Source organism: Legionella sp. 16cNR16C (assembly GCF_021297775.1).
Taxonomy (GTDB): domain Bacteria; phylum Pseudomonadota; class Gammaproteobacteria; order Legionellales; family Legionellaceae; genus Legionella_C; species Legionella_C quinlivanii_A.
Genome location: NZ_JAJTMX010000002.1, coordinates 387296 through 410585, shown reverse-complemented (window position 1 = coordinate 410585; position 23290 = coordinate 387296). Strand labels below are relative to the sequence as shown.

The window sequence follows — 23290 nt, the reverse complement described above, 5'->3', positions numbered from 1 at the left end:
CTCCCTTGTGAGCTTACTCACGCAATCCGACCCCTTTTTTCAGTAATATCATATTAGCTGCAATTAATAATACGATCAAGACAAAAATAATGCACATCGACAAAGACATGCTCATCTCTTGTTTGCCAATCATTGCACCACGTAAAGCACTAACCATATAAAGTATAGGATTCAAATGCGAAAGCTTCTGCCAGAATGTTGGCAGCATAGCGGTCGAATAGAACACGCCTCCCAGATAGGTCAGGGGAGTCAGCACAAAAGTAGGAATCAGCATGACATCGTCAAAATTTCTGGCGATCATTGCATTGGTAAAGCCCGCCAGAGAAAAGATGGCAGAAACCAGCAGCACTACAAGCAAAGTCAGGGGCAGATGGTGGGGATCAATAGGCACGAAATACCAGGATACCAGGAAAACCAGAAAGGCAACAATTACACCGCGAAGCACACCGCCAATTACATATCCCAATAGCAACAGGCCATCATGCATGGGGCTGACCAGTATTTCTTCAATACTTTTCTGAAAGCGAACGGTAAACAACGAAGTCGATACATTGCCATAGGCGTTGGTAATGACTGTCATCATAATCAAACCAGGGGCGATAAACTCGGGATAGCTGACCCCTTGGATATCTCCAATTCGCGGACCTATTAAGGTCCCAAAAATTAAAAAGTACAATGCGGTGGTGATAACCGGAGGTAAAAATACCTGTGAGCTGATGCGAAACATACGCACTAACTCGCGTCTTACTACGGTATAAAAAGCAATCAACTGTTGATTAATGGTCATGATTGATTAAATCCAGAAAGAGTTCTTCAAGCCGATTGGTTTTATTTCGAAGGCTTTGAATTTTAATCCCATTCGCCGAAAGTTCTGCGAATACCTCGTTCAGAGAGACACTGTTATTCACCCGTAGTTCAAAAGTAGTACAGTCAATCAGGCTGGTTTCAAACAGCGGCATTATGGGTAATTGTTCAATGGGTTCCTGTGTGTTAAATACAAAGGTCTGATGATTCAAGCTATTAAGCAAACTGCGCATCGAGGTGTTTTTTATAATCACTCCCTCATCAATTATTGCAATGTGTTTGCAGAGCTGCTCTGCCTCTTCGAGATAATGGGTGGTCAAAATAATGGTGGTTCCTTGTGCATTGGTTTGCTTCAGAAAGTCCCACATGCTTCGTCTGATTTCAATATCCACTCCGGCGGTTGGTTCATCCAGAATGAGCACTTTCGGCTGATGCATTAAGGCTCTTGCAATCATCAGTCGGCGTTTCATACCTCCTGATAAATGCCGCACAATACTGTGGCGTTTTTCCCATATTCCTAATTGTTCAAGCAGTAAATGCGCACGAGGTCTCGCCTTAGAGCGTGAAATCCCGTAAAAGCCAGCCTGATTAAGTAAAATCTGCTCGCAGGTCTCAAAAATATTAAGATTAAATTCCTGAGGTACCAGGCCAAGACAGGATTTGGCAAGATAGGGATGTTCATCCAAATCATAGCCATAAATGCGAATGCTGCCAGAGGATTTGGTTAGTAATGTGGTGATAAGTCCGATGGTGGTTGATTTTCCAGCCCCATTAGCTCCCAGTAAAGCAAAAAAATCGCCTGTTTTTACAGTCAGGTCAATTCCTTTTAAGGCTTCTACTTTATTGCCGTAGATTTTACGTAATTGTCTAATTTCTAAAGCGTTCATGCCAGGTTCCGTGAGCAAATTCATTATAAAAATGTGGCCTATTGAAAAGGAAAAATAACGTTGAATGGGGCGAATAGCAAGCACTATTAGTGTAATACCTAACTCGGCTGTAATGAATTGGGATCATCACTAAATTCATCAGACTCATCGTCGGTATCATTGCTTGTTAATCCCGCATCGATGTTGGCCTGTCTAATTTGTTCCATTTTGCTCATAAACTCAGGGGTGATCCATTCTGGCAGGATTTTTTTTTTTCGCCTTTTTTATCTTCCGGTTCTTTTACTGGAGCAGAGTTTCTGGTTTTAAGTACAAAATCCAGCTCTTCTTGCATACTGGCAAAAAACGTTGGTTGCCCTGGCTTTAAGGCTGCTTTCTTTAATTTCAAAGGGGGCTTGGTGTTGGTACTTCCACCCTCTGTTTTTACTGGCCGGGGAGGCACAGGCGGCGCTGGCGGCGCTTTACGCTGGGTTGGCGGTTCAATTTCTGTTTCATTCTTTAAAACAGGTGAGGGTTTGGTCTGTAAATCTGAGCCTGTCATCGCAGGGGAGAGGATGGGTGACTGTTTAATCGACGATTTATTTTCTTTGATTATTGGTTCAGGCACCAGCTGAGCGGGCGCATTTGCAATAACTTTTTGTAAATTAACTGCATGGCTCGCTTCTTCAATCATATCCCAGGCATGTTCATAGCGGGTTACTTTTTCCCTTAATAAATGCAATTCTCCCTCATTGTCATTTTTGTGCCGCTCCAGTTCTTCATTATGAGTTTGTGATTCACGTAGCTCCTTGGTTAGCTTGGCTATCTGAGCCTCCAGCTCCTGGATTCTTAATGTATAGACTTCTATTTCCAGACAATGTGCTTCTCTCTCTTTGGATATCGCCTGCATTAAATTGCCAATCAGGCTGACTTTGGAGTTTTTAGTATTGAATTTAATGAAGAGGTTGACGCCAATATGATGCTCTTCTTGTGTGATCTCTGCACGTTTATTGGTGAATGTGCCCATGTGGGCAAGAAAAATGGGGTCCTGGCTAAACAAAATAACAGCGGAGTTGTTTAAAAAATTTAGCACGTCGTCTTCGTCAAAAATATCCGGGGTTTTTACAAAACAACTTTGCAGAAATTTAAGATTTTCTAGAATCGTATCAGCATGAGTATCTTTATTCCATTTTAAATACCGGCTCAGGTTATTGTTTCCGTATTGCTCAACTAAATCGTTAAATAACGAAATAAACTCTTTGCTTATACTCATTTCCGGCTCCCTGGATTGATGTACAATAGCCTATCAATCCATTTAATAGCAACCGGCCAATAAATTCAACAGACTGAATTAATAATTTGTTGAGAACTTACTCGTTTTAGCCATCCGGCAATGCTGACACGGGTCTGATGGGTCAGCTCCACTTCATGAGGAAGATCGCTTGTAAAGCAGATGAAGCGATCAGCCTGTGGTAAAATCGATACCAGGAGTTGTTCTTCCTGGTTATACACCTTCAAAGCACCTCCATTTTCAGCCTTCCAGCCCTCATTCAGGTAATAGACGCAGGAAATACGTCTATCCTTGTTATTTTGAAATTGATCCACATGCTTTTTATAAAATGTACCGGGCTGATAAATGGCATAATGGGTTTCAAACTGATTCAAGCCCATGAACAGGACATTATTTAATTCGCGGCTGATTTGATTTATTTTCTGAAAATAATAGTTTACCGCCAAATCAAATTCATCGGGGTCAAGCCAGAGAATACTATCACCTCTGATTTCCTGCTGCCGGCTAACAGAGGAATTACCTACTCGGGCTTGTCTAAAACGTTGATCAGCATCCCCGCACAAGGCATTAGTCCTAAGTTGCCTCGCATGCTCTTCACCCAGAAAATTTTCAATAATATGAAACCCTTGATTACAAAGATTATCAATCAGATTTGAATCGACCATGAACATCCAGAAATACTAGAGCTTTCCACAATAATTATTGCGATTGTCTCGAAAAAAGCAGAAATCATAGTCCATTTTGTGAAGGAGAGCGAGAAGATTTAACGTATGGCCAATATTAGTCTATTTTACCATTGAGCAGGCTTCTTCTTTCTTTCCAGTCTGGTAAAAATTGCGTCATCAGCTGTTTAAAATAATGGTTATGGCTAGCTTCAATCAAATGAACCATTTCATGCACAAAAACATATTCAATACACTCAGGCGGATGATGAATCAAATGCAGACTTAACCAGATGCGGCCCTTGCTGGTATTGCAGGAGCCCCAGCGGCTTCGCATCGCGCGTATGCCAATGAATTTGGGAAACACCTTAATGATCGGTTGCCATTTGCTTAACAGGGTATCCATTAAACGTTCCAGTTCCTGCCGATACCATTTAGCCAGTATCGTATTAAGATTTTGAGCGCTATCTAAAGTGCTTGAGAAATGCAGTTGTTCGTTAACGATGCCCAGAACCCGATTGCCTGAGCTACCATCTTTCACAAGAGAGTAAACTTTTCCCAGAAATTTAATCTGATTTTCAGAAAGAGTCTGCTGAGGCGAACGCCCTGCAACCTCCTTTTGCTTCTCAATAATCCAGGACTGGCGGCTCAGTAAAAATTGCTCAATCGCTGCATCGCTCATTCTATGCGGTGCACTGACGATGATTTCACCAAGCGGCGCCTTAATTCTTAAATACAGATGTTTAATTGACTTTCTAATAATCGTCACAGGCAGTTGATTCTTTATACTCTTCAGAGTCACTCAGTGTCCAGATAAAGAAAAAATCGATTATACTCTAACTGGCCGCTGTTCCCTATCTTTCTGCAGGAATACAGGGGCTGTCGACATATTCACCATTAATTTTGAGCACCATGTTGATACTGCGCCGATGATAACGTGACAAAATATCATACTGGGCTTTGCTCATATAACCGTAACTGTTTCCACAATAAACCAGTGAATGGGCAGACGCTGAAGGCTTGGGCTTTAAGGGCAAATCACACTCCCAGCGAAATCGACCAGGATCACAGTTTGCAAATGTTAAGGAAACTGGCAAGATGAACAAAAGGATCGCTATACTTTTTTTCATGGCAGGCTCTTTTTTTATTATTGTTTGACTTGATATCGGCGGTTGTCATTATTTCTTTAACGGGATAATTAATTTTGCAAGGAGTAGCAGCGTGACATTAACGACTAAAGATTATCTCGATTTTCTAAGGGATGGTGACTATCTCCGTGCGCTGGACTGGACGGCCTACCTCGAGAAAAAATGCGGTGTCAAGGCGGGAGGAGGCGATGATTTGCTGCCGATAGGCGTATTCGAATTAATTCGCTATGGATTTCGTCCTGAAGATATGAAGCATATTGAACTGCTTTATGCGGCCCAGGGTGTCAATCTTTTCAAAGGAGTTGCAGGATACGGCTGTACTAATCTTATAAGTGCCGCCCTGCAATATATGGTTTATTTCAAACACCAGCTCCTGATGTTCTATGCGACAAATGAAGACTGGGGATCGAATGAGTCCTGGAACAACGCTGCCGTAATTAAGCATATGGAAAGAGAATGTCCGGTTTTGTCTGCAGAAGCCAACAGTAAATTTTTACGTAAAGAATATAGGGAGCTCGATAAACGCACGCAAAAACTGCTAAAGGAAGTTCAGGAACTAAAGGGAAACAGCGAAATTCAAAAGCTAAGGGCGAATATTGAGTCGCTTGAACCTTACCGTGAACTTTGTAATGAGTATGCAGACTTATTATCAAAAGCACTCGACTCCCTAAATCCTGGAAAAGAAGAAAACCCGCTTGAGCAGCAGGCTTCACCTACATCCAAGAACCGTGCGGATGAGGCTAAAGTGACTGCGGTGCGTTTTGGATTAGTTAAAATTCTGAATGAGTATTTCAGAGTTTCGATGGCCAACAAAATCGATTGGGATAAGGTAAGGTTGCAGCTTGATGAAATTAAGGCACAACAGCCGCTTGACTGGGAATTTAATTATCTTAAAAGGTTGCAACCGCCTTTCAGCCTGGGAAAAGCGATTGTCGACAAACAAAATCAGCTTTTGTTTTTTGGTATGCACTGTTTACAAAGTATTATTGGCTGTGATTCATCTTCTCTTCGCGCCTCATCGGAAGGACCTCAATCTTAAGAGCATTTGCTATCTACATCACAAGATGCTTGATATCTGTGCAATATTGCGTATAATAGCGCAATATTTGTTCACCATTATGAGGTGGTTATGGTTGATGTGGTTATAGTGGGTGCAGGTCCTATTGGTCTGGCTCATGCCTGGGCAATGAAGAAATTAAATCCGGAATTAAGAATTGTCATCTATGAAAAATATACCGAATACCAGCGTAAACATACACTGAGTATGCAATGGCAGCATCTAGCCTCATTAATGAAAGCAACGGGAACCGAAGAACATCCCACGCTAAAACCTCTGCTGGTCCGACTCAAAAAAGATCCGCATATTCGCACTAGCGAACTTGAAAAAATATTCAAAGAGCTGGCTCTGGAGTGTGAAGAAGGATGTGAGCCTACAAGGATTATCCATGAGGCCATCACACCGGAAAATATTGAAGAAAAAATTCTCGAAGGACATCCTGAGGCAAAACTTATCCTTGGCGCGGATGGAACTCACAGTGTCGTCAGCAAGCACTTTTTTGGAGAAGATAATCAGGTTAAGCAGGAATTTGATTATGTATTGCAGCTTCGTTACGAAGTCAATGGCTCACATAAGAATGAAGGAGTTGCCACCGTCAATTTTTATCAGAATATGGCGCGTGGCGGGATGATTGCCAGCGAATATGTGGGGCATTTCGCAAAAGGTCAAACTCCTGTTACCATGCAAATGATGATTTCGAAGGAAGTCTTTGATCGTTTGAAGTCCATCGCCACCTCGCAAAAGCCTATTCATCTTAAAAACAACGATCAGGCAAAGGATATACCCCAGGACATTCGTAGTTTTCTCACCCGCTATCTCGAGCTTAAAATCGAAAAATGCCATGAAGATTCTTCTCTTATCGATTGGAACTCGGTGCGGGTTAGCGTCAACGAAGCGCCGGCGACTTATGCCAGACAAATCAGTACGCAGGTAGTAAGAAAAGACGGCTCCAAAGTCCATGTTAAGCTGGCGGGTGATGCCAAATTAGGACTTTCTTATTTCAAGGGGTTGAACGCAGGAAATGAGGCAACTGCAATTTTTATTGAGCAGATGAAAGAGCATATTCTTAATGGATTTGCTGATGAAGAGCAACTCGAGCTCAGCCTCAATCAGTATCAAACCTGGTTTACCCAGGTTTACGCCCCTAAAAAAGTACATGAAGTGTCGCAATACAGCCGTCGCAATATTCGTGCTCCAATGCGAATCATGGAAGCCGTGCAAAAGATAAAGGGCATTTCATGGCTAGACGATATTGACTCATCTGAAGAGTTGCTTAATGCGTATTTTAATTTACAGCAGGCGCCTGCTCATCAGGTGAGTAGAGACAAACAATGGCGTAAATACCCGCATCGCAGCTATGATCCTGTCGGTTTGGGTGATTGGAAATATATTCCTCTAACTCACCATTTGAAAAAAACTGTTAAACTGTTTACCGACTTTTTCAAACCTTATAAAACCTCTGCTTCATGGCATCCATTCAAACAAGACTTAAGACAACCCCTGGTTGGGTTGCTGAATGTGGGCAGTGGCCTCCTTAAAACACTTGTTGGCCTGCTGACCTTAAATCCTTGGCGATTTTTGGATGGAATATTCAGTTTCGTGAGGGGGGCGATAGAAATTGCGACCACCCCGCTGACCTGGCTGCTCAAGCCAATTACCCGAGGTATAGCGACCTTAATCTACAAAAGTTTCTGGGGGCCTAAAAAAATCGAAGACAACACCGGCATGCGAAAACTTGCTAAATTAGGTATTAAGGCTGTCGATGAATTCGATCAAGAATCCCGCGATCATGACCCCTCTCCCCAATCTAGTTATAACATTATAGCCCTTTGTCATGATATGCATCGCAAATATATGAAAGGCATTCGTCATCAACAAATGACGGATGTGGCGATGGATGAACATGCAGCCTATAAGCAGGTAGTGGATGAGCCTGTTGTGGATCCAACCACCGCGCGCCAATACTTCTCCCTTTTCTATAACAAGCCAGAGAATAAGGGCGATACAGCTGAGGCTCCAGCGGATAAAGAGGGTTTATCCATCTAATTATAAAGCCCTGAGGATGCAAAGCGGAATCAGGGCTTTTTTCTATCTTACTTCTACACTGCGACTTCCACCATGTGCTCTTGCGTAAATAAAATCAAGCAACTAACCTAGTGTCTTTGCGAACAAAGTGAAGCAGATCGATACTTGGACAGAGTAAGGAGATTGCTTCGCTAACGCTCGCAAAGACGGCTTTTTGCGCAAAAAAACCTGCTAAATAGGCGAAGCTCAATAGTTGTGGGGTCTACATGTAGAAATGCCGCGATCAAGTCGCGGCATTAAACGGAGCGGTAATTCAGGCAAACTCTGGCAAGCAGGGCAGTTGATTGTCAACAGGCCTTGTCTTGATCTTAGTCTTCTTTGCGGCTGCTTAATTTTTCTTTGATGCGAGCAGCACGGCCAGCCAGATCACGCAGATAATATAATTTGGCACGACGAACATCACCACGACGTTTGACAGTAATGCTGTCGACGATTGGGCTGTAAGTCTGGAATACACGTTCTACACCGACGTTATGAGAAATCTTACGCACGGTGAAGGCAGAGTTTAAACCACGGTTACGTTTGGCAATTACAACCCCTTCAAAGGCCTGTAAACGCTCACGAGTACCTTCTTTTACTTTTACTTGTACTAAAACGGTATCGCCTGGGCTGAAATCAGGAATATTTTTACCTTGCATTTGCTCGGCATTCAGCTGATCAATAATGTTAGTCATGAATCATCACTCCTCAAGTATGGTCTGTCGCTGCAAGCTCAGGTGTATATCGATGCTCCATAGCTTGCCGGTTGTTACTTCTCTCGGTTATTCCGTGAGAGCATTCATTTTAAAAGCTTTTAATGCTGCAAGCAGTATGCTGCAGTAGAAAAATGCTCCGTTTTTTAGCAGGAATCACTGTGTTCATTTTGAAACTCCCTCAGTAATTCCCTGTCCAAATCGTTTAAATCGATTTTTTCTAATAAATCCGGTCTTTTTAACCAGGTATTTCCTAAAGATGCCTTACGTCGCCAGCGTTCAATTTCCCGATGGTTACCGTTCAGTAAAACGTCTGGAACCTTCTGTCCGTTAACCAGCGCCGGGCGGGTATAATGCGGGCAGTCCAGCAAGCCATTCATAAATGAATCCTGCTCTGCAGAGCCCGCGTGGCCCAGGCTGCCGGGCAACAAACGCAAAATTGCATCAATAAAAATCATTGCGGCTAATTCTCCGCCGCTCATCACGAAATCGCCAACCGTCCATTCTTCATCGACGTGTTGCTGGATAATTCGCTCGTCTATCCCTTCATACCGACCTGCGATAAAAAGCAGGGGGGTCTTATCCTGGGCAATTCTAATCAGGTCGTTCTGTTTAATCTGCCTGCCCTGCGGGCTCAAATAAATAGTACGGCATCCTGAAGGCAGAGCCGCTTTGGCATGCTCTATTGCGGCATGCAGGGGCTCATACATCATTACCATTCCAGGACCGCCGCCGTAAGGCTTGTCATCAATCTGACGGTAAGGCCTTTTTGCCCAATCACGTGGGGTCCAGTATTCAATTCGGGCAAGCCCCTGTTCAAGCGCTCGTCCTGTTACACCATAGCTCAAACTGTTAAAAATTTCCGGAATGAGACTAATCACACCAAGATGTAACATTAAAAATCCGCGTCCCAATCAACCAGAATCTGTTGCTGGCTTAAATCGACCTTTATAACGTAATGACCAGGTAAATAGGGAATCAGATGACGTCGTTCACCATTCACAATCAGGACATCGTTTGAGCCAGTCGCAATCACCTCGGTGACTGTACCCAATAGCTCATTGGATTGATTGATAACTTTCAGCCCAACAAGCTGGTGCCAGTAAAACTCATCTGGCTCTAGCACGGGTAATTGCTTGCTGCTTATCGCAATCTCCAAATTGGTCAGTTTGGCCGCTTCTTCTCGCTCATTGTAACCTTTTACTCTTACGAGAATGTGTTTATCGCTGAGTTCAACCTGTAACAGCTCAACAGGTTGCCACTGTTTGGCGATAGAAATATGCCAGTCTGCATAGTCAAGAATATTATTACGGGGTTCAGTAAAGGAATGTACCGTAATAAGGCCTTTTATACCATGAACTCGACCAAAACGACCTACAATTATCCAATCAGTTAAATCACTCACATTATTCAGCGTTAGCAGCTTTCTTATGTTCTTTAACAAGAGCGCTTACGCGATCGGATAACTGTGCACCCACGTTTAACCAATGCGTTAATTTATCCATTTCGATATGGAGACGAATGTCTTGTCCCTGAGCGACCGGGTTAAAATAACCAATGCGTTCAATGTAATTTCCATCACGACGTTTGCGGCTGTCTGTAACAACCATGTGATAAAATGGACGCTTTTTAGCGCCAGCTCTTGATAAACGTATAACGACCATTATTTTCCTCTTCTAAGAGTGGTTACGTAAAAATGCCGTGTATTGTACGAAAATTCACACGACATGTGAAGTCATTCTGACAATTATTTGAAATCATCGGGTAAAATACCCTTCATTCCAGTAAGGCCACCCAAGCCGCGCATCATTTGTTTTAAGGCGCCCGGCTTGGAAATTTTCTTCATCATCTTCTGCATTTGCTCATATTGTTTCAGTAAGCGGTTAACATCCTGAATCTGTGTGCCTGAACCCTCTGCAATGCGCTTCTTGCGGGAGCCAATGATAATCTTGGGCAGACGGCGTTCTTTTTTGGTCATCGAATTAATAATAGCAATTGTTTTTGCCAATGCTTTATCATTCACTTGCGACATGGCCTGTTGCGGCAGCTGGCTCATACCGGGCAGTTTGCTCATCATACTGCTGATGCCACCCATATTATTCATTTGCAATAACTGCTGCTTGAAATCTTCCAGGTCAAAGCCCTTTCCTTTTTTCAGCTTCTGCGCCAGTTTCTCACTGCTTTTTTTATCCGCCTTACGCTCAACTTCTTCAATCAGCGTCAGAATATCGCCCATCCCCAAAATTCGGGACGCGACACGGTCAGGATAGAATGGTTCAAGGGCATCAATTTTTTCGCCGGTTCCCATGAACTTAATGGGCTGACCAGTGATTTCCTTCACGGATAAAGCCGCTCCTCCACGGGCATCACCATCGGTTTTGGTGAGAATAATACCGGTTAAGGGAAGGGCATCATGAAAGGCCTTGGCGGTATTGGCTGCATCTTGTCCAGTCATGCTGTCGACGACAAACAGAGTTTCAACGGGTTTGACCGCTTGATGCAATGCTTTGATTTCGTCCATCATGTCCTGATCGATATGCAGACGGCCTGCTGTATCGAAAATAACGACATCCACATATTGCTTTTTAGCATTATCGAGTGCGCGCTGGGCAATATCGAGCGGGTTTTCATGCGCCTGCGCCGGAAAAAATGCAATATCAAGCTGCTCCGCGAGCAATTGCAACTGTTCGATGGCCGCAGGTCTGTAGACGTCCACGCTCACCAGCATGACTTTTTTGTTCTCTTGCTCTTTTAAATAGCGTGCGAGCTTGGCTGAAGTGGTCGTTTTACCGGAACCCTGCAAACCAGCCATAAGAAAAATGGCAGGGGGTTGCGTTTTAAAATTGAGTTCTGAGCGCTCACTGCCCAGAATGACAATCAATTCATCATGAATAATTTTGATCAGTGCCTGCTCGGGCTTGAGTTTATCATCGACTGCCTGACCAAGCGTTTTTTCCCTGACTTTCTCTATAAATTGCTTAACAACAGGTAAAGCAACATCCGCTTCCAGCAAGGACATGCGCACTTCGCGAAGCGCCTGCTGTGTATTCTCTTCGGTAAAATGACTTTGCCCAGTCAGTGTTTTGAACGCCTGGTTCAACCGTTTGGTTAAATTATCAAACATGGAATGTCTGCCTGATTTCAAAAATAATCATAGTACCACAGGTGTTTCTCTCTGTGTAATCTTTACTTTATAAAGAGTATAATTCGGTTTGTTATTTAACCGGATAAGGAATCCAAGTGCAGTTTTCACTGGTCACACTATCGATTATTCTCTTTATTCTGATCCTGCTTTCCGCCTTTTTTTCGGGAACGGAAATCGGCATCATGTCGATTAATCGGTATCGACTGAAGCATTGGGTTAAAACGAATCATCATCAGGCTGTTCGGGTTTCCAGGTTGCTGCAACGACCTGATAGACTGTTGGGAGTTATTTTAATAGGTAATACCTTTGCCAATATCACGGCCTCCATGATTGCTACTCTGATAGGTCAGAGGCTGTACGGAAATGCCGGGGTCGCCCTGGCGACACTTGTGCTCACTTTAATTATTCTGGTTTTGGCGGAAATGGTTCCCAAGACGCTGGCGGCATTGCATCCCCAGCAGGTAGCGTTTCGCTCCTCTTTGCCATTGCTCCTTTTACAAAAAATTCTGGCGCCGCTGGTTTATCTGATTAGCACTATCACTAATTGGATTTTACGCCTGTTTGGTATCTCTCTGGATAAAGCCCAGCGCGAAGCGTTAAGCGCTGAGGAGTTGCGTTCTGTCGTTAATGAGGCTGGCGGCTTATTGCCCGCCGAGCATCAGGGAATGCTGATTAGTTTACTGGATCTGGAAGAAGCGACCGTTGAAGACATCATGATACCCAAGGCTGATGTGATTGGTATTGATTTGGAGCAGCCCTGGCATCAGATTCTTGATGAGCTGGAAACAGCTCAACATACCCGCCTGCCACTGTTTCGTCACAGCATTGATGATTTGCTTGGTATGGTGCACGTGCGCAATGTGTTAAATCTTGCTCTTGAAGAAAGGCTGGACAAGGACAGTCTATTGAAAATTGCAGACGCTCCTTATTTTGTTCCCGAGGCCACCCCTTTAAATGTGCAGCTTTTGAATTTTCGCAAGGAAAAGAAGCGCAGTTGTTTCGTGGTGGACGAATATGGCGATTTGCAGGGGCTGGTTACAATTGAAGATATTCTCGAAGAAGTGATTGGTGAATTTACAACGGACATCGCCGCCCTGAGTAAAGACATTGTGCAGGAAAATGAAGAGACAATTATTGTCGACGCCAGCATCACTCTCAGGCATTTGAAACGCGGTTTAGGCTGGCAATTACCCATGATTGGGCCGCGCACACTCAGTGGACTTATTATTGAGCATTTGGGTTATATTCCAACAGCTGATAGTTGCCTGCAGATTGAGGATTTTCAAATTGAGATTTTGAGGGTGGGTGATAATATGGTTAAAACGGCAAGGATAAGAAAAGTAAACAGGAACGAGCCAAGTCAAAGTTAAACCTTGAAGCATTGAGCATCAGGATTTAACTCTGTCTCTGCGTTTGCTGTTGATTAGCAAATAAATGCCGGGCAGCACAAAGAGTGTAAACAAAGTGCCGATTGCCAGACCACTGACTAACACTGTTCCAATTGCATGTCGTGACTCAGCGCCTGCATCCTGGGATAGCAGTAAGGGGATTGCACCAAAAATCATCGCCCCCGTAGTCATTAATATAGGGCGCAGGCGAAGTGAACAAGCCTGCCTCACCGCTTCACTGACAGCAAGTCCTTTCGCACGAAGCTGGTTGGCGAATTCAACAATCAATATACCATGCTTGCTAATCAGCCCGATTAAAGTGATTAACCCCACCTGTGAATAGACATTCAGGGATTGTCCGGAGAAATAGGTAGCGGCTAAGGCTCCTGAACAGGCTAAGGGTACGGTAAATAGAATAATAAGCGGGTCAATAAAATTTTCAAATTGAATCGACAAAATGGCATAAATAAACAAAATCGATAAAAGTAACAGGAACAGCATGGTATGAGACGATTCGTTATAAGCTTTTGCAGCACCGCTCCAGGTCAGTTTGTACTGGGAGGGTAATTCAGTTTTGGATAATTTCCATAACTGCTTCATTGCTTTATCAATAGATTCTTTGGCAGGAAATTGAACATGCAAGGTGGTAGAGCGCATTTGCTTATAGTGCTCGAGGGTGGCTGGTTGGGATTTAGCATTCATAGCAGTAAAAGCTCCCAGCGAAACCCGCTTGCCCTCCGGTGTAGTTAGATAAAGCTCGTTTAAGGTCCAGGGAGCGCTATTGCCTTTAACCGTTAAATTGTAAAGCACACTATCTTTTTGAAAAGTGAGTGATTTATCGGAACTGAAAAATACTTCAATGGTTTTGGCGACCTGGGCGGGAGTTAATCCCAGTTTGCTCAAGGCATTATTATCCAGCTCAATGGAGTAGCCGAGAGTATCCAGACGTAAATCATAACTGGCGGATTCAAATTGTCCGCTGCTGTCGAGCACCGCTTTTAATTTTTCAACATGATCAAATAAATCACGAAAGCTGTCGGGTGTTGAAATAATGAGAGAAAGTTCAGCTCCCTGGCCTGCATCATCAATTCCCGGCAAACCAGTATTCCAGCTCCACACGGAAGGATCCACTGAGGGAATTTCTTTAAACTGCGGGCGCAGATGCTCAACGATCTGTTCTGCCGACTGTGATCTCTGAGAATGAGGTTTTAGCGGGAGTAAAATACTCGCGCCCCAATCCCCCATAAAAGTTAATTTGTAATCCGACTCCTTGATGGAGGTGGTAGTTTTTTCAAAGGCACTCACTTTCTTATCCAGATCATCTAAGGATTCGCTGCTAAGAGGCGGGGTATAAATGCCAACCAGGCCGCGATCTTCCTTGGGAGCGGTTTCTGCAGGAGTATTATAATACAGCAGAAAGCAAATGCTGATGGTGAGGATTGAGGCCAGTGCTGCAAACCAGCGTTTGCTGAGAACACGCGTAAGCGCATGGTTGTACTGCTTTGTCAGGTTTTCCAACAGTGTGTCAATTTGAGGCCAACGAGGCGTTGCATGGTTACCTAAAAATTTTGCACACATGAGCGGTGATAAGGTAAGAGCCACCATTCCGGAAACAAAAACGCTGCCGGCCAAAGCCACCGCGAATTCTACAAATAATTGCCCCAGCATCCCATCAATGAAGGCGAAAGGCATATAAACGCTGGCAAGGGTGAAGGTCATCGCTATAATAGCGAAGCCAATTTCTTTGGCACCCAGTATCGCCGCATTCAATGCGGTTTCACCTTTTTCGATGTGACGCCAGATGTTTTCCAGAACAATGATAGCATCATCAACTACCAGGCCTATCGCAAGCACCATCGCAAGCAGCGTCATTAAGTTGATGGAAAAACCGAATAGCTTTAGAAAAATCATAGCGCCGAGCAATGAAATGGGAATGGTCACCAGAGGAATGAGTGTGGCACGCCAATTTCTCAGAAAAAGAAAAACAATAATGAGCACCAAAATGACTGCTTCAAGAATTGCGGATTGAATATTATGCAAAGAGGCATTAATAAATTGCGATTGATCCAGAATAATACTGGCATGGACTGAAGAGGGGAGGCTTTGCTGGACCGCCTGCAGGGTCGCTCGAACTTGCCTGGAAACCTCAATAGGGTTGGCGTCATTCGCGCGATTAATGGATAATACGATCCCTGAATGGCCATTGACGCGCACTCGAAACTGGCTGTTATCGCTTATCAATTGAACATCGGCAATTGATTTTAAAAAAACAGGATGTTTTTTATCTGCTTTAATGAGCAGGTTTTCATAATCCTCCACAGATTTTAGGTCGGAGTTTAAGGTGCTCGGGATTTTGTTTTGATAATTCCCTGCCGGCAATGAAACACGGCTTCGCTCAAGGGCGCTCATTACCTCATCTACATTGATGCCAAATGCGTATAATTTCTTGGGATCAAGGCTGATGTTATAAGTGTAAGGCTGTCCCCAAACTCTCACTGATGAAACACCTGGAACACTGCGAAACTCATTTTTTAAGCGGAGATTGGCAAAATGAGTCAGGTCGGCGAAGGCTAAAGTCCTGGATTCAATCGCGATCCCAATAAACGGCAGACCAGTATTCTGGCGCTGACGCTCGATGCGGGGGGATTTTACTTCGGCGGGTAAGTAGGATTTTGCCAGACCTACCGCGTCCTGGGTGGCGCTTAATGCTCTGTCCATCGGAGTGCCGATGCGAAAGCTCAGAGTGATTTCAGAAGAGCCGCTTTGTGATTGAGAGGTGATGGTGTCCAGACCTTCAATCCCTGATAAATTATCTTCAAGTATATTGGTAACAGCGGTTTCGACCAAATCCGGACTGGCGTTGGGGTAATTGGTACTAACACTGATCGTTGGAAAGGTGATGTCAGGATATTCTCTGAGTGAGAGCGACTGAATACACAGTAGCCCCACTACTACGACGAGTGCGTTAAGAATAATGGTTATGACCGGGTGTTTAATGAAATAACTGGTGATTTTCATAATGAGGCATTTTTTATTGGCTGTGGTTTAAATTCACTGACTGACATTCCTGGATATAGGCGCTCTTGCCCTTTAATAATCAGTTTTTGCCCCTCTTGCAAGCCTTCAGTAATTTCTACAGTCGATTTATCTTTGAGTCCCGTTTTAATCGATGCCAGTTTGATTTTTCCACCATCAAGAATGTAGACGAATGGAGCGCCATTTCTTAGAAAAATGGCGGATGAGGGTACCACTATTACATTTTTCTGTTCGCGTACAAGCAAGTCGAGTTCCACGGTTGAACCAATCAGGCATTCCTTACAAACAATGTCGATATCGGCAGGGCACATGTGCGTTTCTTCATCCAGCATTGCTTGTACATGGGAAAGCTTATAATTCCGGTTCAATAATTTCACCGTTTGCCCCACCCTTATTGTCGGGAGAGTGCTGCAAGGCAGGTCGATATCGACGGCCAGCGATTTGGGGTCATAGATAGTAACGATTGCATCTCCTTGGGTGACCTGCATGCCTTCACGTTTTTTGTAGACACCAACCACGCCATCAAAAGGCGCATAAAAACGCAGATTGTCCAAATCAAGCTTTGCCTGAGCTAATTCTTTCTGCGCGGCCAGCCAGATTTGTTTTTGCTCATCTGCCTCTTTCGGGCTGACATAGCCTTTTTTAATCAAAGCGGGATCCGCAAGGCGCTGATATTGCTGACGAGCTATTTGCTCAGCAGTTTCTGATAATTGCAGGGATTTTTCATTATCGGGATTATCGATTTTGGCAATTAATCCATTTTTGGAAATTGTTTCGCCAGGGTTAGCCATGATATCGAGAATTCCGCTGCCTTTTGCGGTTAACACCGCAACGTGCTTGGGACGAATAGTACCTAGCAGATGAATAGTTTCCTGAATATCGGCTTTTTTTAATGTCAGTGTTTCAACTACTTTTACCGGGTTGCTATTGTCCTTGACGGAGCTTTTATGAAAAAGCCAGTAGGCAACAATCACAAGAGGCAATATCACAAAAAGGATATGTTTTTTGGTTAATCGAATTGGCTTAACTCTAAAATTCGCCATAATCAGACTCTCTAATCATTGGTAATATCTGAGCGAGGATGGATTATCCTAACACAACTACGGTAGAGATTGGACAACTTATTGATTAAGGTATTTTAATGAGATTCAACTGACTCTTTCAGCACTTCAACCGGTGCTGTAAATAAATACCCGCCATTACGAATCGTTTTTATCAGCGCGGGCTTTTTGGCATCCAGTTCAATTTTCTGCCTTAAACGGCTAATTTGAACATCAATGCGGCGATCGAATGGGTGGAGATCGGAATGTTTGGTTATCTGTAACAAAAACTCTCGTCCCAGCACTTGCTGCGGCTGTCGAACGAATGCATGCAGCAGGTCATACTCACCCGCGCTTAGCAGGAGCTCATGGTGATCATTGCTAAAAACCTGTCGAGATGCCGGGTAAAGACGCCATTCTGAAAAAAGTAGTACTTCTTTTTCAGCTTCTGCATTTTGAGTTGCCCTTGCGACTCTTCGACTAATGGCTCCGATACGAGCGTGCAATTCGCGCGGATGAATTGGTTTAACCAGAAAATCATCAGCTCCGGCTTCAAGCATGTTTACACACAGTTGTTCATTGATTTGATTGCTGATAACAATTAGCGGTACATTGAAACGTTCATAGATCTGATGAATTTTTGCCGGGTTTGCTTCAAGCAGTGTGGCCGAAATAAGCAAGGCGACAGGCTCTTCACAAGTTGTTTCAAGTTCTGACAAGCTCTTGATCGAGACAATATTAAAATTGAATTTATTAAAATAATCAGCCATTTGGCTTTCCGGGAGCGCATCGTCAATGAAAAGCAGGGGTTTGCGATGCATGGGCATAAATAAAACTCCATCAATTTTTAATAGAAAGTATTTTCACAATTATATACCTATTACACTTTAATTTCATCGCGTGTGAAGGGGATATCCGCCCCCATTTTCTGCTGAAAATTGTTATTGTTCAGTGCCTTGGGACTAAGCTACAATCAAATAATAAGCGCTATTAGTTAAGGGAATTTGCAATTACCTACAATAATCCTTACTTAAGGGATGACAGAAACCATGCATGTACCGTTACCTTGGTTGATTGATGAAAATTGCCGATTAAAGGCTGAATTAAAATATGCGATTAAAATTAACGAGGCTAAGCTAAAGCCATTGCTGGAATCTTCGCCGACCCCATCCTACAAAACGAGCAGTATTGTTGAGTATTGCCATGAGTTAATTGAACTGTATGAGAAATTATCCCGTCTAAACTCCTCTGAGGCTAATCCCGTATGGGAGTCGCCGCTTTTGTTTGAAACAATTTATTCACAATGTATTGCCAGAATTGAAAAATGCCGTATTAAATGGAGACAGGGCAGTACTGATGAAAATGAAGCCCGCAGCGTTGATAGCTTATTATTTTATTACAGGAATCTAATGGCCTTGGTTCTTGACCACGATCCAAAGGCTAATTGCGGCGATAATGAACTGCTGGCTCCTTTACTGAAAAAAATAATACAGGCGAAATCAGTCAGTGAATGGCTGAGTGCAATTATTCATTTCGCCAATCGCTTCAATGACAAGGTCAATATGGCGAAAGAGCAGTTTTTGCATTTAAATGAACGCGATTGTCTGGGTTTTTATCAGCAATTGACCGAGCCTGAATATGTCGAACTGGTCAATGCCCTGTTTTTTTATAAAACGCAACCGGGATTGTTATACGGCAATCGATTGAGTACTGAAAAAGAAATTGAAGTTAAAAATACGCTCTGTCAGTTACATTATTTTATCGAGGTCATCCATCAAACGATTTTCCATAATCTAAAACAGCGTGGCTATAATCCAGTTCAGGATTATCTTTTTCATGGAGATGAATTACCTCCCGGGATTTGCGTTGAAATAAATGAGATGACAAGAGAAATTATCAAATCCGCCCTCCAGCAATGCGAAATGCCCAATTTTCTGTCCACCAATGATCTTATCCATCAGGGCCTTAATGATTTGTTCCGCGCGTATAAATACTGGTTTAATCCCAATCGCCTGATTGACGCCGCTATGTACCTGCGAAGCCAGTTGGTCTCTCCTGTATCAGAACCAGAGGGCAATGAATTTCTGCAGCAAATGGTTATTCTTTATCAACAGCTAAGCACAGAGCAATGTATCGACCTGTATGGTTATTTTTCAAATAAAGATACACGCTATTTGCTCAGGACTTTACAGGCAGCGGCGCAGGGTCAGATGATTCGTGATGTGGAGTTGCTCAAGGAGAATGAGCGATTAGCAGTCATTCGTGTTTACCAGGTTATGGAAGACTTGATGGCCGCTTTACTATGCGAATTAAAAAATCGCCATATTCTAATGGCGGCCTATCCTGATTTCAGACAGGATACAGTTGTAAAGCCAGGGAGGCGAAATCTGCAGGCTCTAAGCCGTATTCTGACGCTTTATTCGTCACCAGAGATGAATCAGAATTCGAGACTGGAGACATTATTTAAGTCCCTGGAAAAACTTCAGCAGGGATAGACAAGCCCTCCGCGGGCTACGTCATCCCGTTCATGAGGATGAGTTAGAAATCTTTGGCATCTCTTTAAACGCTGGCGGAGTTTGCGGATAACCTGACAATTGTTTCTGATAAAAATTAAGCAATTGTTCGAGCAGTTTTTGTCTCGGTGAGTGTTTTGCGAAAGCCGACTGGGCCTCATCAGTCCATTCCCCGGTTTTTAAATTCAGGATCACCGTAATATAGGTCTCATTATCGGGATAAAGAGCAAGCAGCCAATCGCCATCCAATATTCCATAAAGCTTCATTGCATCGATAAGGGGCCAGCGATCGGGACGAATTTCCAGATCATCGGTTTGAGGATTCACCCAGAAAAGCAGTTTGCCATATTCGACTGCTTTTTCATTACTTAGGGCTGAGTTGGGTAGAAATCCGCTTTCAAGCATCACCGGTCGGCTTTGTTCATTCAAATGGGTTTGTGTTTTTAAAAAACCTGCCAGTGATACGCCGTCAGATAATGGGGTCGGGTGAATTTTAAGATAGGAGTAGACAGTGGGGGCGATGTCCATTAATACCACACGGTCCTGCACAGTTTTTACCGGGTTAACGGTTGCTCCCTGCTGAAAACTTACCATGCCCAGAACACAGAAAAACTGGTCCGGACTTAATAAATCGGAGCCATGTCCGGCGCTACGTTGTAATTCAGTAGCGGTTTTTTGAGGAAAATAGGACTCGAGACGACTTGAGCCGCTGCCCTGATACAGCTCAGGATCGATTTTCCTGGAGCCTTTTTTATATAATACTTCGCCATGATCACTTAATAAAATAATAAGACTGTTATCAGTGATTGCGGTTTTTTGCAGGAAATCAAACAATGTTTTAACTTGCTGATCGACTTTATGCAGTGCTGCATAATAAAGTCCCTCCCGCTCTTCGAGACTGTATTCATTTTTAACTTGGGCCGCAGAAGAGGCTGCCCAGGCATAGGGCCAATGAGGTAAGGTAAAATGTACGGCTAAAAAAACAGGTTTTTTCCTGTTTAGCTCAAGAATAGAGTGCTGCAATTCTTTATTGAAGGTCTCAGGGTAATAGGAAAAATGACCGGCGCGATTCATGTAATTGTAAGGAAGCAGCCAGCGGCTAAGGCGAAAATTAATTAAAAAATTGCTGAGCGGAAAATCATAAAATGAGCCGAGCAGTACATCATTAGCGCCAATTTTAGGGCCGACTATTTTTTGAAAACCAAACTCTTCTCCCAGATTATTGAATCGTCTGTCGTCTGTGGCAAAAATGGTTTGATATCCTGCCTTCTTTAAAGTCCATGCAAAGCTTGCGGCACTGTCAATTTCTTTCTTTGAGATAAGATTTTCTCTGGCGCGATGATGAAGTGGATGCAGGCCGGTTAAGATACTTGCCCAGGCAGAGTAAGTTCGTGCCAGAGGACTGACCGTGTTGGTAAAATGCACACTATTGGCAAGAAATTGAGCGATGAACGGGGTATGTGCCTTGCTAACCTGGCTCGGGCTTAAAGAATCCACGCCGATGATGATAACATTTGGCGATGCCCCTGCGATAAAATGTGTCTCTTTTTTTGACCAGGGCAGGAATAGAATAATGATTAATAATATTAAGCTGATGCTCACTTTTGTATTTAGCAAACAGAATCGATAAAGGCTAATCAGACTTGCCAGCAATAATAAGCCAAGTGAGATCAGAAGGGCAGCAGTAATCAGAAAGGGTGGAAGTCCCGGAACAAACAATTTGCTAAAGGCGCTTAAGGGAAAAAAGTAGCAGTTAAGGCTTAGAATGGCAATCAGAGAAACTATTAGGATAGTAAGAATACGCTGGTCCAGGCGCTTTTGGGAAATGGGTATCGGTGTAATTCCCCATAATAAGAAAACCTGAATCAGGGTCAGGAGAACGTGCAGGATAATTTGCAGCAAAAAGGCGGCAATTAACTCCACATAAACTTTCCAGGGCAAGGTTACCGCGTGGATAAAGCTGGCGCTTAAGGAGAAACTGTAAATTAATTGAAATAAGAGAAATAACAGGTTAAATCCTGCAAAGCTATAAATGCCCTGTTTTATAATCTGCCTAAAACGCGTTACCATCCGATGAGTAGAATATTAGTTAACCCTAATGGCATTCTGAGCTTGAAAGGCTGGAATAGCAAGTAATCTTAACCGGCCTGATTTCCAACGGTTGTATTCAAATGCCAGTTGTAAACATAATTGTCAATGGTATTAACATGCTTTAACTGATGTTTGAGGGGCTCTTTGGCAAACTGCCTGATATGATTAATTACATTTTGTTTGGTTTCGCCAAAATCCTCACTAAACCAATCGTATATTTTGGAAACGACCAATTCACCCTCAATAACCTGCACGCCTCGCAGAGAATTGACATAATCAAAGGCCGCCAGATTTAATTGCTGTTCCAGTTTTTCGCCGGTATAAACCTCTTTCCCCAGGTTAGGAGCACCAATTGCGCCATTATTCAGGGCATAATGACTACGGGAGTCATTCCATATAGGGCGAATAATACGATTTTGAATTTCGTCCAGAGACAATGAAATATTATTGACAGTAATCAGCTTGGCTCCCCAGGGCCCAATACTGAATAAACCGGGTGAAATATTGATTTCATCAATGCTGTTTACCGGGAAATAACTGGCAACAGTATGTACAGTTATTGCGTTATACACATTGATCCAGTAAGCGAGTTGCTCTGCTCGATTGTACTCGCTGATATTAATGCCTGACATTCGCTCAATGTATTTTTTTAAAAGCTGACGATCGGTTTCCCTGACATTGGGATAATCAATCAGATTGATTCCTTCTTCATTTGTAATGAGATGTTTTTGCAGAAATTCCTGCCATTCTGAATGTTGAATAACTGCTTTAGACAGTGGATTGTTAACTTCCCAAATAGGCCATAAACTTTTGTTAAAAGAGGCAAAGATATTACCTGTTATAAAAAGCAATAAAAAAAGAACTGAAATTCTAAGGCTTTTACTCATTCAAAAGGGCTCGATTACGTAGTGCATTACCAATGGTAGTGACATCCAGGAACTCCAGCTCACCGCCAGAGGGGATCCCTCGTGCCAGCTGACTGATGCGAATGCTGCAGTCACTAAACAATTCGCGAATAAAATGGGTGGTGGTTTGAGCTTCAACGGATGGACTTAGGGCAAGGATAATTTCCTCAATCTGCTCTGACAGAGCCAGATGGCGTAAGCGCGGCAAACCGATGTCCTCAGGACCCAATCCATCGAGTGGAGAAATTTTACCCATGAGTACAAAATACTTTCCCTTATATACTCTGCTCTGTTCAATTGCAGCCACATCAGCAGGTGTTTCAACGACACATAAGACAGACTGCTCACGGGTGTTATCCTGGCATAATGAACATAATTCGGTTTCTGTATAGTTGTGACAACGTTCGCAATGCCTGATTTGCTGCATGGCTTGCTCCAGACAGGCAGCAAGATGCAGGCCGCGTTGACGCTGGTGTTGCAGCAGGTGGAAAACCATGCGCTGGGCGGATTTTGGACCCACCCCTGGTAAACAGCGCAGTGCCTCGACAAGCCTGGTCAACGCATTCATAA

At 43.4% G+C, this 23290-nt stretch carries 21 protein-coding genes; 4 read left to right on the top strand and 17 right to left on the bottom strand.

Going from position 1 to position 23290, the window contains the following annotated elements:
* Positions 1–13 precede the first annotated feature (13 nt).
* The 6 genes from LXA66_RS05760 to LXA66_RS05735 form a co-directional block, all read right to left on the bottom strand.
* On the bottom strand, positions 14–787 hold the full coding sequence (locus LXA66_RS05760) for an ABC transporter permease (protein ID WP_233012384.1): 774 nt from the start codon (positions 785–787) through the stop codon (positions 14–16).
* Positions 777–1691 (bottom strand): ABC transporter ATP-binding protein, encoded by a 915-nt coding sequence (locus LXA66_RS05755; RefSeq protein WP_133140350.1) that lies wholly within the window; start codon positions 1689–1691, stop codon positions 777–779. The genes LXA66_RS05760 and LXA66_RS05755 overlap by 11 nt, the downstream gene beginning before the upstream one ends.
* A gap of 211 nt (positions 1692–1902) precedes the next feature.
* Positions 1903–2940: a V-type ATPase subunit a family protein gene (locus LXA66_RS05750; RefSeq protein ID WP_233012383.1), complete on the bottom strand. Its 1038-nt coding sequence runs from the start codon at positions 2938–2940 to the stop codon at positions 1903–1905.
* Positions 2941–3005: 65 nt separating this feature from the next.
* On the bottom strand, positions 3006–3623 hold the full coding sequence (locus LXA66_RS05745; RefSeq protein ID WP_233012382.1) for a 2OG-Fe(II) oxygenase: 618 nt from the start codon (positions 3621–3623) through the stop codon (positions 3006–3008).
* Positions 3624–3738: 115 nt separating this feature from the next.
* Positions 3739–4422 (bottom strand): SprT family zinc-dependent metalloprotease, encoded by a 684-nt coding sequence (locus LXA66_RS05740; RefSeq protein ID WP_233012381.1) that lies wholly within the window; start codon positions 4420–4422, stop codon positions 3739–3741.
* 52 nt (positions 4423–4474) lie between these two features.
* Positions 4475–4750 (bottom strand): hypothetical protein, encoded by a 276-nt coding sequence (locus tag LXA66_RS05735; RefSeq protein WP_233012380.1) that lies wholly within the window; start codon positions 4748–4750, stop codon positions 4475–4477.
* A 91-nt stretch (positions 4751–4841) separates the two neighbouring features.
* On the opposite strand from LXA66_RS05735, the gene LXA66_RS05730 reads away from it, so the two are divergent.
* Both LXA66_RS05730 and LXA66_RS05725 read left to right on the top strand, forming a co-directional pair.
* Positions 4842–5807: a hypothetical protein gene (locus LXA66_RS05730; protein WP_233012379.1), complete on the top strand. Its 966-nt coding sequence runs from the start codon at positions 4842–4844 to the stop codon at positions 5805–5807.
* 90 nt (positions 5808–5897) lie between these two features.
* On the top strand, positions 5898–7871 hold the full coding sequence (locus LXA66_RS05725) for a hypothetical protein (RefSeq protein WP_233012378.1): 1974 nt from the start codon (positions 5898–5900) through the stop codon (positions 7869–7871).
* A gap of 347 nt (positions 7872–8218) precedes the next feature.
* Here LXA66_RS05725 and rplS read toward each other — a convergent pair whose 3' ends face one another.
* The 5 genes from rplS to ffh form a co-directional block, all read right to left on the bottom strand.
* Positions 8219–8584: a 50S ribosomal protein L19 gene (gene rplS / locus LXA66_RS05720; RefSeq protein WP_112220451.1), complete on the bottom strand. Its 366-nt coding sequence runs from the start codon at positions 8582–8584 to the stop codon at positions 8219–8221.
* Positions 8585–8748: 164 nt separating this feature from the next.
* On the bottom strand, positions 8749–9498 hold the full coding sequence (trmD, locus tag LXA66_RS05715) for a tRNA (guanosine(37)-N1)-methyltransferase TrmD (protein ID WP_233012377.1): 750 nt from the start codon (positions 9496–9498) through the stop codon (positions 8749–8751).
* On the bottom strand, positions 9498–10007 hold the full coding sequence (rimM, locus tag LXA66_RS05710) for a ribosome maturation factor RimM (RefSeq protein WP_233012376.1): 510 nt from the start codon (positions 10005–10007) through the stop codon (positions 9498–9500). Before rimM ends, trmD begins: the two co-directional genes overlap by 1 nt.
* Position 10008: 1 nt before the next feature.
* Positions 10009–10266: a 30S ribosomal protein S16 gene (gene rpsP, locus LXA66_RS05705; protein WP_058507999.1), complete on the bottom strand. Its 258-nt coding sequence runs from the start codon at positions 10264–10266 to the stop codon at positions 10009–10011.
* 83 nt (positions 10267–10349) lie between these two features.
* The gene (gene ffh, locus LXA66_RS05700) at positions 10350–11726 is read right to left on the bottom strand and encodes a signal recognition particle protein (protein ID WP_233012375.1); all 1377 of its coding nucleotides are present in this window, start codon (positions 11724–11726) and stop codon (positions 10350–10352) included.
* 116 nt (positions 11727–11842) lie between these two features.
* On the opposite strand from ffh, the gene LXA66_RS05695 reads away from it, so the two are divergent.
* Positions 11843–13117, top strand: coding sequence for an HlyC/CorC family transporter (locus LXA66_RS05695; RefSeq protein ID WP_112220447.1), 1275 nt, complete (start codon positions 11843–11845; stop codon positions 13115–13117).
* A gap of 18 nt (positions 13118–13135) precedes the next feature.
* On the opposite strand, the gene LXA66_RS05690 is transcribed toward LXA66_RS05695, so the two are convergent.
* The 3 genes from LXA66_RS05690 to LXA66_RS05680 form a co-directional block, all read right to left on the bottom strand.
* On the bottom strand, positions 13136–16153 hold the full coding sequence (locus LXA66_RS05690; RefSeq protein WP_233012374.1) for an efflux RND transporter permease subunit: 3018 nt from the start codon (positions 16151–16153) through the stop codon (positions 13136–13138).
* Positions 16150–17214: an efflux RND transporter periplasmic adaptor subunit gene (locus LXA66_RS05685; protein WP_233012373.1), complete on the bottom strand. Its 1065-nt coding sequence runs from the start codon at positions 17212–17214 to the stop codon at positions 16150–16152. The genes LXA66_RS05690 and LXA66_RS05685 overlap by 4 nt, the downstream gene beginning before the upstream one ends.
* Before the next feature lie 95 nt (positions 17215–17309).
* Complete coding sequence (locus tag LXA66_RS05680; RefSeq protein ID WP_370637187.1) at positions 17310–18038, bottom strand: winged helix-turn-helix domain-containing protein; 729 nt, start codon at positions 18036–18038, stop codon at positions 17310–17312.
* Between the two features lie 222 nt (positions 18039–18260).
* On the opposite strand from LXA66_RS05680, the gene LXA66_RS05675 reads away from it, so the two are divergent.
* The gene (locus LXA66_RS05675) at positions 18261–19706 is read left to right on the top strand and encodes a hypothetical protein (RefSeq protein ID WP_233012372.1); all 1446 of its coding nucleotides are present in this window, start codon (positions 18261–18263) and stop codon (positions 19704–19706) included.
* Positions 19707–19736: 30 nt separating this feature from the next.
* Here the strand turns inward: LXA66_RS05675 and LXA66_RS05670 are convergent, their stop codons facing one another.
* The 3 genes from LXA66_RS05670 to recR form a co-directional block, all read right to left on the bottom strand.
* The gene (locus tag LXA66_RS05670; RefSeq protein ID WP_233012371.1) at positions 19737–21794 is read right to left on the bottom strand and encodes a sulfatase-like hydrolase/transferase; all 2058 of its coding nucleotides are present in this window, start codon (positions 21792–21794) and stop codon (positions 19737–19739) included.
* 68 nt (positions 21795–21862) lie between these two features.
* A complete protein-coding gene (locus LXA66_RS05665) occupies positions 21863–22702 on the bottom strand; it encodes a DUF547 domain-containing protein (protein ID WP_112220442.1) in 840 nt (279 codons plus the stop codon).
* Positions 22695–23288 (bottom strand): recombination mediator RecR, encoded by a 594-nt coding sequence (gene recR / locus LXA66_RS05660; RefSeq protein WP_233012370.1) that lies wholly within the window; start codon positions 23286–23288, stop codon positions 22695–22697. The genes LXA66_RS05665 and recR overlap by 8 nt, the downstream gene beginning before the upstream one ends.
* Between the last annotated feature and the right edge of the window lie 2 nt (positions 23289–23290).

What these genes read in the sequence shown, in the direction of transcription:
- LXA66_RS05760 (WP_233012384.1), bottom strand. Translation starts at nt 787, where the DNA reads ATGACCATTAATCAACAGTTGATTGCTTTTTATACCGTAGTAAGACGC.
- LXA66_RS05755 (WP_133140350.1), bottom strand. Translation starts at nt 1,691, where the DNA reads ATGAACGCTTTAGAAATTAGACAATTACGTAAAATCTACGGCAATAAA.
- LXA66_RS05750 (WP_233012383.1), bottom strand. Translation starts at nt 2,940, where the DNA reads ATGAGTATAAGCAAAGAGTTTATTTCGTTATTTAACGATTTAGTTGAG.
- LXA66_RS05745 (WP_233012382.1), bottom strand. Translation starts at nt 3,623, where the DNA reads ATGGTCGATTCAAATCTGATTGATAATCTTTGTAATCAAGGGTTTCAT.
- LXA66_RS05735 (WP_233012380.1), bottom strand. Translation starts at nt 4,750, where the DNA reads ATGAAAAAAAGTATAGCGATCCTTTTGTTCATCTTGCCAGTTTCCTTA.
- LXA66_RS05725 (WP_233012378.1), top strand. Translation starts at nt 5,898, where the DNA reads ATGGTTGATGTGGTTATAGTGGGTGCAGGTCCTATTGGTCTGGCTCAT.
- rplS (WP_112220451.1), bottom strand. Translation starts at nt 8,584, where the DNA reads ATGACTAACATTATTGATCAGCTGAATGCCGAGCAAATGCAAGGTAAA.
- trmD (WP_233012377.1), bottom strand. Translation starts at nt 9,498, where the DNA reads ATGTTACATCTTGGTGTGATTAGTCTCATTCCGGAAATTTTTAACAGT.
- rpsP (WP_058507999.1), bottom strand. Translation starts at nt 10,266, where the DNA reads ATGGTCGTTATACGTTTATCAAGAGCTGGCGCTAAAAAGCGTCCATTT.
- ffh (WP_233012375.1), bottom strand. Translation starts at nt 11,726, where the DNA reads ATGTTTGATAATTTAACCAAACGGTTGAACCAGGCGTTCAAAACACTG.
- LXA66_RS05690 (WP_233012374.1), bottom strand. Translation starts at nt 16,153, where the DNA reads ATGAAAATCACCAGTTATTTCATTAAACACCCGGTCATAACCATTATT.
- LXA66_RS05685 (WP_233012373.1), bottom strand. Translation starts at nt 17,214, where the DNA reads ATGGCGAATTTTAGAGTTAAGCCAATTCGATTAACCAAAAAACATATC.
- LXA66_RS05680 (WP_370637187.1), bottom strand. Translation starts at nt 18,038, where the DNA reads ATGCCCATGCATCGCAAACCCCTGCTTTTCATTGACGATGCGCTCCCG.
- LXA66_RS05675 (WP_233012372.1), top strand. Translation starts at nt 18,261, where the DNA reads ATGCATGTACCGTTACCTTGGTTGATTGATGAAAATTGCCGATTAAAG.
- LXA66_RS05670 (WP_233012371.1), bottom strand. Translation starts at nt 21,794, where the DNA reads ATGGTAACGCGTTTTAGGCAGATTATAAAACAGGGCATTTATAGCTTT.
- LXA66_RS05665 (WP_112220442.1), bottom strand. Translation starts at nt 22,702, where the DNA reads ATGAGTAAAAGCCTTAGAATTTCAGTTCTTTTTTTATTGCTTTTTATA.
- recR (WP_233012370.1), bottom strand. Translation starts at nt 23,288, where the DNA reads ATGAATGCGTTGACCAGGCTTGTCGAGGCACTGCGCTGTTTACCAGGG.